Here is a 14,674-nt window from a genome sequence, read left to right on the forward strand (position 1 = left end):
GCGCTGCAATTATTAACATTATAGCATAAATTAAAACTATATTCAAGAGTTTTTATTGCATTTTAAAATCAGCGGCAATAAACGGCTTAAGCCTGTTTTAAAAAAAGAAAAACCGCAGAAACTGCGGTTTTCTTAGTTTGTTTTAAGCTCCGAGCTTAGATTCGTCTACTACCATTGCAACATAATTCATAAGCGTCAGCGAATCAGAAGTATTGATTTCGCCGTCCCTTACAACATCGGAATTTGCGATACCGACGTCTGTAAGAGGGTTGGATTTATTATCCAGAAGATACATGTTAATCGCAATAACGTCCGCGATGTTTACAGATTCGTCACAGTTTACGTCGCCGTATCTTGTAACAAGCTCAGGATCTATTGTTTCGTCTGAAGAAGGGACGTCTGCTGTCGTCGTTACGGTTGTAGTGGTATCGCCGCCTGTCGTTGTCGTAGCCGCCGGCGTGGTTTGAATTACTACCTCGTCCTCAAAATAAAGAGTTACGTCGGGGTTAAAGGAATAATCCGCCGAGGTTTTTCCGTCCTTCTCATACCATATATTGAAGCTTAAGAAATCATAGCTTAGGTTTTCAGTGACGTCGGAAGCCAAAGAAACATAAATATCGTCGTTTGCAGATTTGAAGTCAAATGCAGTGTAAGCCCACTTTGTACCCGATTCAGCGGTTTCGTCCACAAGATTATAGCTTAAAGCTCCGTTTCCGTCGCCGTGAGTTCCGGTCATATTGAATTTAACGCCTACGAGCTTATTGCCCTTGTAGGGAGAAATATCAATTCTCATTGTAGGTCTGTCTATACCTTCTTCTTCGTTTACTTCCTTATCAACCACTGCCGTAACTCTTTCTTCAAATTTTGTTTCAAGAGGGTTTGTGGTAGTCGTGGTAATCTGCTCTGCTCCGTCAAAATAAAGTATAACCTCGCCGCCGAGTGAAAGCTTATCCTTATATGTACCAGGATATGTCCAGTTTATTGAGAAGGTCATAGTTTGACCGTCGTACATTATTTCCTTAGGATCAACGGATTCCTCATTTTCAGCGTCGAAGGTGTATTTTGTAACCTGACCGTTGTTCTGTCCGAGGAAAGGAGCCTGTATGCCCTTATAAACGCCGCCCCAGGAAGTAGCGTCGCTGTATACGTTGAAGCCGAGCAGAACGCCGCCGTTGCCGTTATACGTATCGCCCTCGACAGTAAAGCCTACTCCGGTTATAAGTCTGCCTACATAAGGCGTAAGGTCAACATACAGATTTCCCTTTTCGTCCTCTTTCAGCGCAACCTTCTGTGAATTTTCTTCTACGTCCGGAGTGGTTACGGCAGGCGTTGTAACTCCTGTGGAATATTTTCCGGCAAGATCAGCGTAAACGGCTTCAAGCTCTGAAATATTCCATGTTTTGGAGGTTCTGTTTATGAATTTCATATCGCCGCCGTTGCCGCTGTCCCAAAGAATAGGACAAATACCTCTTTGCAGAGCGCCTTCAGCAACTGATTTAAGATATGTAACTATGCTCGCCTTGTCCTTGCCGTTTTCAGATTCCGTCAGAACTCCGTATTCGCCAATGATTACAGGAATTCCGGCATTTACAAATCTGGTTTTAAGCAGATCAAGATCGGCTTCAAGAGCCTCCTGCTCGTCGGCTGTTCCCCATGTCTTGCTGTAGCCCCATGTAGAGCTTGGCTCCGCTACGCAGAACGCCGACGGTGAATAATAATGAATGGAAACTATGCATCTTCCGGCAGGATCGTTAGGCACCTCAAATCTGTTGTCGCACGTCATATTGGTGTCGGTAAAGTATCCAGCGATAAGCAGGTGACGCTTTTCATTATTAGAGCCTGAATTTCTTATTGTATTAACAAAAAGCTGATTAAGGCTATTAAGAGTTTTGTAGTTTTCAGACGTAGGATTTCCCGATGTGTTGAATCCTACCTCGTTCATAGATTCGAAAATAAGATAGTCTGAATAATCTGCAAAGTTAGAAGCGATCTGTTCCCAGATCTTCTGATATTTTGCGGAAACGTTGGTATAGTCGTTCTGTGCGTTTCTCAGCCAGCCGCCCTCTGAGCCGCCGTCGTGATGAACGTTCAGTATGACGTAAAGGCCTTCGTTAATGCAGTAATCAACAACCTCCTGAACTCTTTTCATATAATCTTCATTTATGTTGTTTGACGAGTCGATGCAGTTCATCCAGGTTACAGGTATACGAATAGTCTTAAAACCTTCGTTTTTGATTGCTTGTATAAGCTCCTTAGTAACAGTCGGATTGCCCCACGCCGTTTCAACGGCTGAAGGAGACATTGTCTGTCCTTCATAATAGGAATCGAATGAATTTCCGAGATTCCAGCCCAAGCCCATATCGCTTACAACTTCCTGCGAGGTCATATCACGGACGGTTCCTGCCGCGGTTATTATATCCGCCGGAGCTGCCGAGTTTACGAAAAACGCCGTACACATAGCCAGTGCGGCAAAAGCAGAAAGCGCTTTTTTCAATAGCTTCATTTCTATCAAACTCCTTATTTTTTTTCAATAACGAACAATTATTGTTAAAATAATAATACCATATTTTAATAAAAAAGTCAATATAAAATATAGAATATGACTAAAATCGGAGATACAAAAAAGAGTTGTATATATTATACAATTTGCACAATAACCGTATAGTTATTCTATGAAATCATTTATGGTATTTTCCGTTTGAGGCTATCTGAAAGGCGCGGTAAATCTGCTCTGTCAGCATAACTCGCGCAAGCTGGTGAGGGAAAGTCATTTCAGACATAGAAAGCTTCAGATCGGCGGTTCGCTTGACCTCGTCGGATATTCCGCACGAGCTTCCTATAACAAAGGTAACGCTGCTTCCTCCTGCCGCCGCCGCCGACATGAGCTTGTTTGAAAAATCAACGCTGGAAAGCTGTTTTCCCTCTATGCACATGGCTATCAGATATCCGCGGCATTCTCTGAGTATAGCTTTTCCTTCCGTTTCCAGCGCTTTTTGTATATCCTTGGGAGAAGCTTTGTCGGAAAGTTTTGATTCGTTTAATTCTTTAACGCTTATATTGCAGTATCTTTTAAGTCTTTTTATGTATTCTCCGCAGGCGTCTTTCAGATACTGCTCCTTTAAATTTCCCACCGCTACTATTTTTACATTTATCATCAGAACACCACGGCTTCGCCGTCAGTTTCTACCGGGGCTACCTTCAATATGTAATCCATGTCTCTTTTAAATTCTGAAAGACCTGATAAAACAGTTTTTTCCGCAGTTTGCGGAGTATTATTTTCCTGACTCAGATGACCGAGAACTATTCTTGTAGTTCCTCTGCTTATCAGCCTTCGAGCTTGTCCGGCGCAGCACTTATTTGAAAGATGTCCGCTTGCCGAGAGTATTCTTTCTTTCAGATAATATGGATACGGTCCGTTTTTCAGCATATTTTCGTCATAGTTGGATTCCAGCAGAACCAAATCGCAGCCGAGTATATTTTCGTCTACGGTTTTAGTGACATGGCCGAGATCTGTGCATACGGCGCAGGTGCGGCCGTCCTCAAAGCTCACTCGGTAACCGCAGCTTCTGACCGTGTCATGAGGAGTGTCAAAGCAGCTTACTTCCATTCCTGCCACGGCGGCCGGACAGTCAAGCTCATATATTTCAGAGCATGGAGAAATAAGCTCCTTTTTAACAAGCTCGCAGAGAGTTTCGCATTGCCCGAAAACCGGAATACCGGTTTTCGCAGTTAGCGTTTTAAGTCCCTTTACATGATCGCTGTGGGAGTGAGTTATGAATACTCCCTTAACCGCGCCGATTTCTATACCGCAGCGATCCAGCGCGCCGCATAGTTTTTTAAAGGACGCTCCCGCGTCGATAAGTATTCCGGCGGACGGATTTCCTAAAAAAGAGGAATTTCCCTTGCTTGAACTGAAAAGAGGGTATATCCTTGCCATATTTTTTCCTTTCTGTATAATACTAAGTAAATTTCATTTTTTCATGTATTTTTATAAAACTTTAAAATATACGGCGAAACAGAATCATTAATCGTCGTATATTTTAAAACCAACAAAAACGGGCAGACGTATCTGCCTGCCCGAATAAATATTTTTATAATGCTTTTTTTACCGAAGCTCCGGGAAAGCTCTTCTTTACAATATCCGCGCCCAGCAGCTGAAGCTTTCTGTCAAGATTGTCATAGCCTCTTTCGATATGGTGGATATCCTCTACTTCCGTCACGCCTGCCGCCGCCAGTCCCGCGATAATGAGAGCTGCGCCCGCTCTAAGGTCGCAGGCCTTGACCGGAGCGCCCTGAAGATGTCCGGTTCCTTCGATAACCGCCACCTTGCCGTCTACGGATATATCGGCACCCATTCTCCGCAGCTCGTCGACATATCTGAAACGCTGTTCCCATACGCCCTCCGTAATAATGCTTGTGCCCTCCGCCAGAGTCAAAAGAGTAGCCATCTGAGGCTGCATATCTGTCGGGAAACCCGGATGAGGCATTGTCTTTATATTGGTTTTAACCAAAGGACCGTCTACCCAGATTCTTACGCTGTCGTCAAATTCCTCGACATTTACTCCTATTTTTTCAAGCTTATTGGTTATTGGCTCCAAATGCTTCGGTATGATGTTCTTTACAAGTATGTCTCCGCCTGTTGCGGCAGCCGCTACCATGAAAGTACCCGCCTCGATTTGATCCGGTATAACTGAGTAAGTAGTTCCCTTCAGGTAATCGACGCCTCTGATTTTGATAACGTCAGTACCGGCGCCCATGATGTCGGCGCCCATGGAATTAAGGAAGTTTGCGAGATCTACGATATGCGGCTCCTTCGCCGCGTTTTCAATAATGCTTAAGCCCTTTGCCTTTACCGCGGCCAGCATAGCGTTCATTGTAGCTCCCACGGAAACAACGTCCAGATATATCTGGCTTCCGTTAAGCGAATCCGCCGTTACGTCCACCATTCCGTGGTCGATAGAGCATGCCGCGCCGAGGGCGGAAAACGCTTTCAGGTGCTGGTCTATGGGGCGGTCTCCCAGAGGACAGCCCCCCGGCATTGAAACCCTCGCCTTATTGAATTTTCCGAGCAGCGCGCCTAAGAAGTAATAGGACGCTCTCATCTGCCTTGCGCTTTCGTAGGGGACGCAGAAATTCATTATGCCGGAAGGATCTATCCGAAACGTATTTCTGGCGATCGTCTGAACGCCCGCGCCCATTTCATAGAGTATTCTCAGGCTGATTGATACGTCGCTGATATCCGGGACGTTTTCAAGTATACAGGGCTCGTCGGACAATATTACAGCCGGAATAATACCGACGGCCGCGTTTTTTGCTCCGCTTATTTCGACTTCGCCATGCAGACGGCGTCCGCCCTTAACAACAAATTTTTCCAAGATTTCCTCTCCTTGAGATATTTCCCGTATGTACACAGCAGAAATATCTTTTTCTTTTTTCTCACCTATATTATAGTCTGTTCAGGTGAAATTATCCTTATTCCAGTATAGAAACAGAACAATATTTTCATATATAATTTTATATAATATTACCAGATTTAAATTCTTAAATTTATTTATAGTCGCTCATATAGAATTTAACGTCGCCGCCGTCGTATTTTTCAACTGAAATTTTTTCGATTACAACGTCCTTTTCAGGCTTGTCGTTGGAATCTGTGGAAACGCCCTGAATGTCGAAAACGATATCAAGTCCGTCGAAAACCTGTCCGAATATCGTATAGGATCCGTCAAGCCACGGCGTTCCGCCTATAGTAGTGTAAATTTCCTTGGCTTCGTCGCTTAACGTTATTTTGTAATATTCGGTAAGCGAGGTCAGAGTATCTTCATCGTAAGTTTCGCCGGTAACGATGTAAAACTGGCTGCCGTCCGTAGATGTTCCGCCGCTGTTCGCGTATGCGACCGCTCCCGCCGCATGGGTAAGGTCGGGAGACGTTCCTCCGTCGAATTTACCGCCCCAAAGCGATTCGCCGCCCATTCCGGTTCCCTCGGGATCGCCGCCCTGAATCATGAAATTATTGATTACCCTGTGAAAAATGAGACCGTCGTAATAGCCCTTTTCAGCAAGACCGGTAAAATTTTCAACGCCTTTTTCAGCCTGTTCCGGGAAAAGCTTGATCTTTACGTCGCCGTAATCCTTTATAGTCATAACGATAATTTCCTCGCCCTCTTCCGGAGGAGTGAAATTCATAAGCTTGCCGCTGGACTGCTGCGCGGAGGATTTACCGTCCGAACCCGACGTCTTGTCCGACGATGAGTTTTCCTTGTCTCCGCAGCCTGAAAGCAGAGCCGCCGTCATAGCCAGGCTCAGAACAAAAGCCGCCGTTCTTTTCAGTTTAAACATATATTAACACCTCTGATAAATTCTTGATAACTTTACCATTATACCCTAATTAACTGAGTTTGTAAAGTATATAGGACATTTCATGCGTATTATTGGTTTAAATTTTATTAAACATGCTGGTTTTCTTAATTGTAAAATGTAAAATATACACAAAACAAATATTCTTACGCGTTTTGAATATGTTGGAAATAAAGAGAAAACGCAGACGTTTTCAGCGCGAAGGTTTAAATTCCGTCTTTTTAAAACTTTATATTTTTTATGCCTTGAAAGTTTGACGGAAATTTGGTATAATAAATTCATATGTTTTTTAGTTAATGAGGAGATTACGTCATGATAGGCTTTTATAATTATACGGTTATCCTGACCTATATGGGGCTCGCGTCGTCTTTGATAGGAATATATCTTGCCATGAGCGGAAGCCATATCACCATGGCGGTGATTGCTCTGATGATATCCGGTCTGTGCGATATGTTCGACGGCAAGGTCGCCCGCACAAGAAAGAGAACCGACGACGAGAAAAAATTCGGAATACAAATAGATTCGCTCTGCGATCTTATTTGCTTCGGACTGCTTCCCGCGGCGATCGGCTATTCTGTCGGTATGAACAAATTTTATCATATCGCTATAATGATTTTCTTTACTCTTGCCGCGCTGATACGACTTGCGTATTTCAATGTCGCGGAGGAATCAAGACAGGTAAGAACAAGCGAGGCAAGACGTGAATACGAGGGACTGCCGGTAACGAGCGTCGCTCTTATACTTCCGCTGTTTTACAGCTTCCGCAAGGATATGGGAGCGTTGTTTCCGGATATTTACGCTTTTTTGCTTCTGCTTATAGGCGCGGCTTTTATTACTCGCTTCAGGCTGAAAAAGCCGAAAATGAAAACTATGCTCATTTTTATAGCCGTTGGCGCGGCTGAAATGATTTGGCTTATATATAAGGTGAAAAACAACGGATGATAAAGAAATTCAAGGACAGAAGCGGAAATATAATAACTAAGAACGACGGGCAGGAAACGCTGCTGAATCTGCTTTACGGCTCTTTACCGGGCAGAGCGGTTCTTAAGCTGCTGACTGCTCCGGCGGTTTCCGAGATAGCCGGCGGATTTTGCAGCGGTACCGCGTCGCGGTTTATGATAGTTCCGTTTATAAGGAAATCCGGTATAGATATGTCGGAATATGAGCCTGCCTTCTATCGCTCGTATAACGAATTTTTTACAAGAAGGATAAAAGCCGAAAATCGGCCGATTGATAAAAGCCCGGAGCATTTTATAAGTCCCTGCGATTCCAAGCTGAGCGTATTTAAGATAGATCGGAACAGCGTTTTTAAAATAAAGAATTCATGCTACAGCGTCAGTTCGCTTTTGCGGTGCGGAAAGCTTGCCCGGAGATATACGGGCGGCTACTGCATGATATTCAGGCTTGAGGTAGACGACTATCACCGATATATTTATATAGACGACGGCAGAAAATCCGGTAACAGGAAGATAAAAGGCAAATATCATACGGTAAATCCTATCGCTTTAGAATTTGCCGATATTTATAAAGAGAATACCCGTGAATATACGGTGCTTCACACGGATAATTTCGGCGATGTGGTTCAAGCGGAGGTCGGAGCTATGATGGTGGGAAGAATTGTCAACCACGACGACGCCGGTGAAATACGCAGAGGCATGGAAAAGGGAATGTTTGAATTCGGAGGCTCGACCATTGTTCTGCTGGTAAAAAAGGACGCGGTTATTATTGACGGGGACATACTGAAAAATACCGCCGACGGTTTTGAAACGGTTGTAAAAATGGGGGAAAAAATAGGCCGCAGGGGAAATTTTCTACTGAAATAAAAAAATAAAGGAGCGCTAAGCTCCTTTTTGCTTTTAATAAAGCCTTTATCAATATTTATTTTACAAGACAAAAGCCCGCTTTTATTTTTTTCTGTAGCTTCTGAAATCAAAATGTATAATTTCCGTTATAAAGCTAAGCATTTCTGACGAGGAGTGTATAAGCTCCATAACAGTATCCGTGTCTATGTCGAAGGGTATATCTGCCGGATATCTGGTTTCTATATAATAATGGTTCAAAAGCGCGCTTTTTTCAAGCCATTTGGAAAAATGTCCGTCTATCTGCATTGCCTGCTTGCACAGCCATGTAAGGTTATGACCGTCGTAAAGACGGTGTTTTTTAAAAAGAAGATAGCCCTTGAGAGCTTTTTCTATGCATTGCTGACAGTGAAACGCGGCTCCGTTGTAGCACCTTTCGTCGCATTGGAGATTTTTTGCCGCAAGCAGATCCAGGTTGGCGTAATAAAGCCAGTCAAAATATCTTCTGCTGTCGCCGTCGCGGTATCCTCTACTCATAAAGCACAGCTCCCGAATTATTTATTTTCCATGCGAAGGTGCCGATTTCGCTTTTAAGCTTATCGAATTCGCTTCTGCGGTAAATTACCATGTCGAAAGGCAGCTCGCAGTCTACGTTGAGATAGAGACGGCATTCAAGCTCGGGAAGATTTTCCGCCTCATCCCTCAGTATAAGCGCAAGCTTGAAGCTGGTAACCTCTCCTCCGTTATCCACCTTATAGCTAATAAGATATATCTTAACGATTTCAGAGCAGTTTTCCTTGATCAGCTCCGCAGTTTTTACTATGACAGGATCGTCCTTCATGTTTATCCCTCCGTTTAAAAAATATACGTTCCGTCCTCGCAGGTAAAAATATACTTCATTTCGTCCGAAAGATTAAAGGTTTCACCGTCCTTGCTCTCAGCAGACAGATTGAACACTATATATTTGGCGTCATTGACAGTATCTGAAAAGCTCTTTTCCATACCGGCGTCCTCGTAAATTCCGTCGAGAAGCTCTTTTATATCGTTTATTCCGGAATCCTCCCGACTTGTGCCGCAGTCGGTAACTTCTATCTGGGTAAAATCAAAATCTCCCCCGACGCCGTCCTCGACCTCCTTATAGAAGTCGTCCACATACGAGGAGACTTCCTTTGACTGCTTTTTTTCAAGGAAATCGACGTACGGCCCGGGCTGAGTTGTTTTAAACAGCTCATAGTCCTTTCTCTGGATAGAGCTGTAATAATTTGTTAAAACGTCCATTTCGTCGTCCGTAACGTATCTTCCGTCATAAATCAGATATATATCCTTGCCGTCGACCTCCTTGAGAGCCTGTCCGTAATAATATTCATTGGACGAGCCGCTTTCATCGCCGCAGCCGCAGAAAAGCGACGCTGAAAGCACGGCGCATGTTAAAAGTGAAAAAAATTTCTTAATCAAAATAAATCCTCTTTTCATTCAGTACTGATATTTATAATACTCCATATATCCGGCGGTGTCAATGGACTACGCATAAATTTGTAAAAAAATATTGAAAAAAAAGGCCGGATATAGTATAATTTACTTAGGATTTTTTATAATATTCATGCAAACAATAAAAGGGAGGAATTATGCCGAGATTTTTTCTTGAAAAAATGAATCCGGAGCTGCCTGTTATTACAGGCGGAGACGCGAGGCATATCGGTTTTTCGCTCAGAATGAAACCCGGAGAAAGGCTGACGGTATGCGCGGAGGGCGTGGATTACAGGTGCGCCGTCAAGAGAATAACCGAGGACGCGGTTTTTCTTGATATACTGGAGCATACGCCCTGCGCCGCCGAACCGGATATAAATCTTACCCTGTATCAGGCCGTGCCTAAGCTGGATAAGCTTGAGCTTATTATTCAGAAATCGGTGGAGCTGGGCGCCGCCGAAATAGTTCCGGTTTTGACAAGACGGTGCGTTTCAAGGCCCTCCGAAAAGGATTTTTCCAAAAAGCTTGAAAGACTGAATAAGATAGCCATGGGCGCGGCCAAGCAGTCGGGAAGGGGAATAGTTCCGCGGGTTATGCCGCTTATAGGCTTTAAGAAAGCGGTTGCCGAAATGTCTGAAAGCGAATGTCCGGTAATGCTTTACGAGGAGGGCGGTATCAGATTTTCGGAGCTTGAGGTTTTGGGAAAGAGTAATTTTTCTCTTTTTATAGGAAGCGAAGGCGGATTCGACGCCGAGGAAGCGGATTATGCGTGCAGAGCCGGTATAAACGCCGTGTGGCTCGGAAACAGAATATTAAGATGTGAAACGGCGCCCGTCACAGCAATTTCAATTTTGATGTATATCACAAAAAATTTATAAAATTGTTGAAATTTATTTTGCTTTGTGATATAATAATAAAAACGCACATATTTCTTTCGGACCGCAAGCCGTAAAATATTTTTCTTGCGGAGAAAAGAGGACAATAATATGAAAAAAGGTTTGATTTTAGGACTTTTAGCCGCCGGCGCAGCCGCAGCCGCCGCAGTTATTTATAAATCTTCAAAAAATAAGTCTTGCGGCTGCGACGCGATAGACGCCGATTGCGACGACTGCTGCTGCGGCTGCGACGACGATTACCGCGAGGACTGTGACAACGACGACTTCAACGATATTCCGGCGGACAAGGCTGAGGACGTGGGCGTTGTATCCGACGCGTGCGCTTGTACTGAGGAAGAAATTTTTGATAAAGCTGAAGACGCTGTGGAGTCGGACGAGGTTTGATTTGCAGCGATATAAAAAAGGACTTGCAGGCTTTTTTCTGCAAGTCCTTTTTTATGTCAGTGTATGCCTATTTGTTTTTGCTTGAATTCCTTCAGTCTTATTCTGTAGGCGTCCATCATTTCGTTGTAAAACGGAATTTTTTCCGCAGGTATACCGGCGACGCTTAAAACTCTTTTGGTAAAGAGCGGATTCAGTATAAGCAAGGGTCCAAGAATCGAAGTTCCGAAAAAGTTGTTTTTTACAATACCTTCAAAGCTGCTTTCAGGATTCATAGTAAGACCTTTGGTTACGCGGACAAAGCATTCTGCCGATTCTCCGGGATAGATTTTTGTAAAGGAAGCCTTAAATCCCACTATTTCCAGATCCTTATAGGTTCCAAGTATAAGACCGCTTTCCCTTTTAAAGAAATTCCTTTTAACGCTGAAATCGAGAATATCCAGACACGGCGTGACGGAGCCGTCAGAGTCGGTTATGCTGTTTCCGAAAATTTCATAGGAATTTCCGGTGGCGATAAAGACCGTTCCGTTATCTATAAGCCGGGAAATTCTTTCTCTGTAAGGCGCAAGGCGTTCCATGACTCTTATTTGATTATTTTCTGTCAGCGGTCCTAAATAAATTAGCTTCACGTCCTCGCCGACAAAGGCCGGCGTGCCGTTTAACGGAGTTTCAATATAATCCTCAGCGCAGCTTTTTATAAAGCGGGCGTTGCCCGTATCGCCGAAAAGATTACAGATTTCCGGGAATAATATTTCTGCTGTTTTCATAGCCGTCTCCAATCTTCATCTGCATAAGCTGAGATTTTATGCTGTTTAGCGATTCTACATTAAAAAGATCGTACATTATCATGATTTTATCTATGTTTTCGGGAATCAGAAGCTTAACTGTTTCCTTTTCATCGGTGCAGGTAAAGATCTTTTCCTTTTCCACTCCGGCTAAAAGCAGTCTGACTATATAATCGGAGGCTCTTTTTCCGCCGACTATTATCTGCTCGACGCCGTTTCCCTTTAGAAATTCAAAATCTGTTTCATATATCCACGCTATATTTTCAGATGTGCGCTTGGAATCGTAGAGATCCTCAAGAATCATTATAACAGCCTTTTTTCCGGGTTCCCGTCTTATAAAATCGCATACTCCGGAGCAGGCGACGGGATTCTGACCCTTTGCAAGCGAAACTATTACCTCTTTGCCGCAGGCTTCAAAATTATCGTATCTTGATTTTACTATATTCATTCCGTTAAGAGAATCCGCCACCTGCTGTTCAGACAAACCGAATTCGCGGCAGAAAGCTACGGCGGCGGTAACGTTATAATAATCTGTTATACGTTTGTTCAGCAGTCTGTATTTTTCCGGCTTGCCGTTATGCATTATAACCGCCGTATCATGCTCGTCCGAGGTCATGTCGTAGTCTATTTCGGGAGTGGAAAATCCGCAGCGGCGGCATACCGCGCGCCCTATGTGGTTATAATGACGGAATTCAAAGTCAAGCTCCGAGCCGCATTCCGGGCAATCGGATATATCGCATATGATATTATCCTCTGTCGGCGTTTCGTATTTCAGCTTTGATATGCCGAAATAGCTCCTTTTGTTTTCCGGTGCAAGGCGTCCGCTTATAAGGTCGTCGCCGTTGAGGATAAGCTTTGTTTTTTCAGGCATGTTTTCATTTAGTATGCGGAATATAAATTCCGGATGAGCGTTTCTTTTCATTGAATCCCGCTGAAGGTTTGTACATACAAGCCAGTCCGGACGGAGATAGGGCAGCACACGAGGCGCGCTTCTTTCGTCCATTTCGAAAAGCGCGGTATTTTTTTTGAATTTTCCGGAAAGAGTGCAGTTGTCAAGAAGAATTGACGCTATACCGGTATCCACGTTGCCTCCAAAGCTGTTTGATATCAGGTCGAAGCCGTTTTTGCCCAGTATTTCTCCGATGAGATTTGAAACGGTGGTTTTACCGTTCGTTCCGGTTACCGCAATAACAGTGTCGGGCATTTCAAAATATTTTAGAAGCTGCGGATAGAAAATAAGAGCTATTTCTCCGGGCAGATTGGTCGCGTTTCTCCGCATTATCCGCATAAGCTTTATAATAAGCTTTGCGCCTATTACGGAAATATAAAATCTTATTGGTTTTTTCATAATATTTACCTTAATTCCACAATTTTTATCTTTTTAATTCTTATGATATCATTACTTGCCGTAATTGTCAATAATCTGTCCCGATATTAAAGACTTCCAATTTATATTCTTGTCATCAAACGTCTTTTATATGCAGTCCTTAGTATATTAATAAAGAGAATAAAGCCGCGCTATTGACAAAACATCGGGCGTATTATATAATTAACATAATTGAAATACGGCGGGCCGTCTGCCGGAAAATGCGGCTGCTGCTTTTGCAGTTAAACGGAGAGTAAAATGGATTCTGACGGGAGCCGGTATTTTTATCTTGTTTTGCTAATTATATTTACAGTTCTCAAATGCTTTTATTCCGCATGCGAATATGCGGACATCGAGGTGAACGATTCAAAAATAAAAACCGCCGCGGAAAAGGATAAAAAATACGAAAGGCTTATGAGGCTTCTTGAAAATCCAAGCAGAATGCTCATAACCTTTTCTGCCGCGAGGACTGTGTTCAGCATACTGATTGCTGTTTTAGCGGTTATTTTCGTTTCTCATGACGCAAGGGGCGTCAAGGGAGCGGCGCTTTCAGGCGTCACCGTTGCCTGCGTTTCAGTGGGTATAACGGCGCTGACGGAAATGCTCCCCAAAAAGCTGGTGAGAAGCAATATAGAGGCGTTTGCCGTAAACACCGTTTTGCCGGTGAAGATTCTGATGGTTGTTATGTCGCCGTTCAGCGCTCTGAGCTATGGCGTTTCAGCGGTTTTCTGCTTTATACTGAGGATTCCCGTCAGCTCCTCTAAGGACGTTGTGACAGAAGAGGAAATTCTTATGATGGTAGACGCCGGAAATGAAACCGGAGTTATCGAGGAGAGCCAGCGGGAAATGATAAATAATATCTTTGAATTCGGAGACTCCGTTGTTTCAGAGGTTATGACGCACAGAACAGATCTATGCGCCGCCGACGTCGAATCAAAGATAGGAGATATAGTTTATCTTGCTATTAACGAGGGCTATTCCAGAATCCCTGTTTATGAAGGAACAGTGGACAGCATTATAGGAATAATATATGTAAAGGACCTTTTATGTCTGGTGGGCTGCGAGCATTCCGAGGATTTTACGGTCAGACAATTTATGAGAAAGGTTATGTACATACCGGAAACCTGCAAATGCGCCGACGCTTTTGAAAATATGACGAAAACCAAGTCGCAGGTGGCGATAGTTGTGGACGAATACGGCGGAACTGCCGGAATGGTCAGCCTTGAGGATTTGCTGGAGGAAATAGTCGGAAACATTCAGGACGAATACGACGATGAAAAGGCTGATATTATGCAGATTTCAGATGGGGTGTTTACCGTTTCGGGAGACGCGAATCCGGAGGACGCCGAGGAAATAATAGGAATCCAGTTGCCCGAGGGTCATAACTACGATACGATGAGCGCGTTTATAGTGGATTTGCTGGGACGTATTCCCGATGAGGACGAAACGCCCTCGGTTAAATACGGAGATTTTGAATTTACCGTTCTTCTGACAGAGGATAATTGGATTACTAAGATAAAGGCTGTTTTTAAGAAATCGGAAGAGAATGACGAGTAACGCTTTAGCAAAAGTGTATATATTGTGCATAATATTGCATTTATCAGAGAAATCACGATATATTTTGTT

15 protein-coding genes are annotated in these 14,674 nt (G+C 43.7%); 5 read left to right on the forward strand and 10 right to left on the reverse strand.

Annotation, left to right across the window (positions count from 1 at the left end; translation table 11 throughout):
- Window positions 1-142 precede the first annotated feature (142 nt).
- From ACYQ0N_RS14915 to ACYQ0N_RS14935, 5 genes are all read right to left on the reverse strand, one after another.
- Complete coding sequence (locus ACYQ0N_RS14915) at window positions 143-2,503, reverse strand: cellulase family glycosylhydrolase (protein WP_460163128.1); 2,361 nt, start codon at window positions 2,501-2,503, stop codon at window positions 143-145.
- A 175-nt stretch (window positions 2,504-2,678) separates the two neighbouring features.
- The gene (gene rlmH / locus ACYQ0N_RS14920; RefSeq protein ID WP_460163129.1) at window positions 2,679-3,155 is read right to left on the reverse strand and encodes a 23S rRNA (pseudouridine(1915)-N(3))-methyltransferase RlmH; all 477 of its coding nucleotides are present in this window, start codon (window positions 3,153-3,155) and stop codon (window positions 2,679-2,681) included.
- Window positions 3,155-3,937 carry an MBL fold metallo-hydrolase gene (locus ACYQ0N_RS14925; protein WP_177532447.1) on the reverse strand — a complete coding sequence of 261 codons (783 nt, stop codon included), beginning with the start codon at window positions 3,935-3,937 and terminating at the stop codon, window positions 3,155-3,157. The genes rlmH and ACYQ0N_RS14925 overlap by 1 nt, the downstream gene beginning before the upstream one ends.
- Before the next feature lie 154 nt (window positions 3,938-4,091).
- Window positions 4,092-5,375: a UDP-N-acetylglucosamine 1-carboxyvinyltransferase gene (locus tag ACYQ0N_RS14930; RefSeq protein WP_177532446.1), complete on the reverse strand. Its 1,284-nt coding sequence runs from the start codon at window positions 5,373-5,375 to the stop codon at window positions 4,092-4,094.
- A 172-nt stretch (window positions 5,376-5,547) separates the two neighbouring features.
- Entirely contained in the window at window positions 5,548-6,336 is a 789-nt protein-coding gene (locus tag ACYQ0N_RS14935) for a peptidylprolyl isomerase (protein WP_460163130.1), read from the reverse strand.
- Window positions 6,337-6,666: 330 nt separating this feature from the next.
- On the opposite strand from ACYQ0N_RS14935, the gene ACYQ0N_RS14940 reads away from it, so the two are divergent.
- Both ACYQ0N_RS14940 and ACYQ0N_RS14945 read left to right on the forward strand, forming a co-directional pair.
- Window positions 6,667-7,296 (forward strand): CDP-alcohol phosphatidyltransferase family protein, encoded by a 630-nt coding sequence (locus ACYQ0N_RS14940; RefSeq protein ID WP_177532445.1) that lies wholly within the window; start codon window positions 6,667-6,669, stop codon window positions 7,294-7,296.
- Window positions 7,293-8,177, forward strand: coding sequence for a phosphatidylserine decarboxylase (locus tag ACYQ0N_RS14945; RefSeq protein ID WP_460163131.1), 885 nt, complete (start codon window positions 7,293-7,295; stop codon window positions 8,175-8,177). The genes ACYQ0N_RS14940 and ACYQ0N_RS14945 overlap by 4 nt, the downstream gene beginning before the upstream one ends.
- An 81-nt stretch (window positions 8,178-8,258) precedes the next feature.
- Here the strand turns inward: ACYQ0N_RS14945 and ACYQ0N_RS14950 are convergent, their stop codons facing one another.
- From ACYQ0N_RS14950 to ACYQ0N_RS14960, 3 genes are read right to left on the reverse strand one after another with little or no spacing between them, the layout of a single operon-like run.
- Window positions 8,259-8,690, reverse strand: a complete 432-nt coding sequence (locus ACYQ0N_RS14950) for a HEPN domain-containing protein (RefSeq protein WP_177532443.1) — start codon at window positions 8,688-8,690, stop codon at window positions 8,259-8,261.
- On the reverse strand, window positions 8,683-8,994 hold the full coding sequence (locus ACYQ0N_RS14955; RefSeq protein WP_460163132.1) for a hypothetical protein: 312 nt from the start codon (window positions 8,992-8,994) through the stop codon (window positions 8,683-8,685). The genes ACYQ0N_RS14950 and ACYQ0N_RS14955 overlap by 8 nt, the downstream gene beginning before the upstream one ends.
- A gap of 14 nt (window positions 8,995-9,008) precedes the next feature.
- Window positions 9,009-9,608: a hypothetical protein gene (locus tag ACYQ0N_RS14960; protein ID WP_177532441.1), complete on the reverse strand. Its 600-nt coding sequence runs from the start codon at window positions 9,606-9,608 to the stop codon at window positions 9,009-9,011.
- A gap of 170 nt (window positions 9,609-9,778) precedes the next feature.
- Between ACYQ0N_RS14960 and ACYQ0N_RS14965 the strand changes: the two genes are divergently transcribed.
- Entirely contained in the window at window positions 9,779-10,498 is a 720-nt protein-coding gene (locus ACYQ0N_RS14965) for an RsmE family RNA methyltransferase (protein WP_460163133.1), read from the forward strand.
- Window positions 10,499-10,606: 108 nt separating this feature from the next.
- A complete protein-coding gene (locus tag ACYQ0N_RS14970; RefSeq protein WP_177532439.1) occupies window positions 10,607-10,900 on the forward strand; it encodes a hypothetical protein in 294 nt (97 codons plus the stop codon).
- 56 nt (window positions 10,901-10,956) lie between these two features.
- On the opposite strand, the gene ACYQ0N_RS14975 is transcribed toward ACYQ0N_RS14970, so the two are convergent.
- A complete protein-coding gene (locus ACYQ0N_RS14975; protein ID WP_460163134.1) occupies window positions 10,957-11,664 on the reverse strand; it encodes a hypothetical protein in 708 nt (235 codons plus the stop codon).
- Window positions 11,627-13,030 carry a MurT ligase domain-containing protein gene (locus tag ACYQ0N_RS14980; RefSeq protein ID WP_177532437.1) on the reverse strand — a complete coding sequence of 468 codons (1,404 nt, stop codon included), beginning with the start codon at window positions 13,028-13,030 and terminating at the stop codon, window positions 11,627-11,629. Before ACYQ0N_RS14980 ends, ACYQ0N_RS14975 begins: the two co-directional genes overlap by 38 nt.
- 276 nt (window positions 13,031-13,306) lie before the next feature.
- On the opposite strand from ACYQ0N_RS14980, the gene ACYQ0N_RS14985 reads away from it, so the two are divergent.
- Window positions 13,307-14,605 (forward strand): hemolysin family protein, encoded by a 1,299-nt coding sequence (locus ACYQ0N_RS14985; RefSeq protein WP_460163135.1) that lies wholly within the window; start codon window positions 13,307-13,309, stop codon window positions 14,603-14,605.
- Window positions 14,606-14,674 lie beyond the last annotated feature (69 nt).

It is taken from the genome of Ruminococcus sporogenes, assembly GCF_054655175.1.

Bases quoted from the DNA above. Each gene is read 5' to 3' on its own strand.
- ACYQ0N_RS14915 (WP_460163128.1), bottom strand. From the start codon at position 2,503: ATGAAGCTATTGAAAAAAGCGCTTTCTGCTTTTGCCGCACTGGCTATG.
- rlmH (WP_460163129.1), bottom strand. From the start codon at position 3,155: ATGATAAATGTAAAAATAGTAGCGGTGGGAAATTTAAAGGAGCAGTAT.
- ACYQ0N_RS14925 (WP_177532447.1), bottom strand. From the start codon at position 3,937: ATGGCAAGGATATACCCTCTTTTCAGTTCAAGCAAGGGAAATTCCTCT.
- ACYQ0N_RS14935 (WP_460163130.1), bottom strand. From the start codon at position 6,336: ATGTTTAAACTGAAAAGAACGGCGGCTTTTGTTCTGAGCCTGGCTATG.
- ACYQ0N_RS14940 (WP_177532445.1), top strand. From the start codon at position 6,667: ATGATAGGCTTTTATAATTATACGGTTATCCTGACCTATATGGGGCTC.
- ACYQ0N_RS14945 (WP_460163131.1), top strand. From the start codon at position 7,293: ATGATAAAGAAATTCAAGGACAGAAGCGGAAATATAATAACTAAGAAC.
- ACYQ0N_RS14950 (WP_177532443.1), bottom strand. From the start codon at position 8,690: ATGAGTAGAGGATACCGCGACGGCGACAGCAGAAGATATTTTGACTGG.
- ACYQ0N_RS14955 (WP_460163132.1), bottom strand. From the start codon at position 8,994: ATGAAGGACGATCCTGTCATAGTAAAAACTGCGGAGCTGATCAAGGAA.
- ACYQ0N_RS14965 (WP_460163133.1), top strand. From the start codon at position 9,779: ATGCCGAGATTTTTTCTTGAAAAAATGAATCCGGAGCTGCCTGTTATT.
- ACYQ0N_RS14970 (WP_177532439.1), top strand. From the start codon at position 10,607: ATGAAAAAAGGTTTGATTTTAGGACTTTTAGCCGCCGGCGCAGCCGCA.
- ACYQ0N_RS14975 (WP_460163134.1), bottom strand. From the start codon at position 11,664: ATGAAAACAGCAGAAATATTATTCCCGGAAATCTGTAATCTTTTCGGC.
- ACYQ0N_RS14980 (WP_177532437.1), bottom strand. From the start codon at position 13,030: ATGAAAAAACCAATAAGATTTTATATTTCCGTAATAGGCGCAAAGCTT.
- ACYQ0N_RS14985 (WP_460163135.1), top strand. From the start codon at position 13,307: ATGGATTCTGACGGGAGCCGGTATTTTTATCTTGTTTTGCTAATTATA.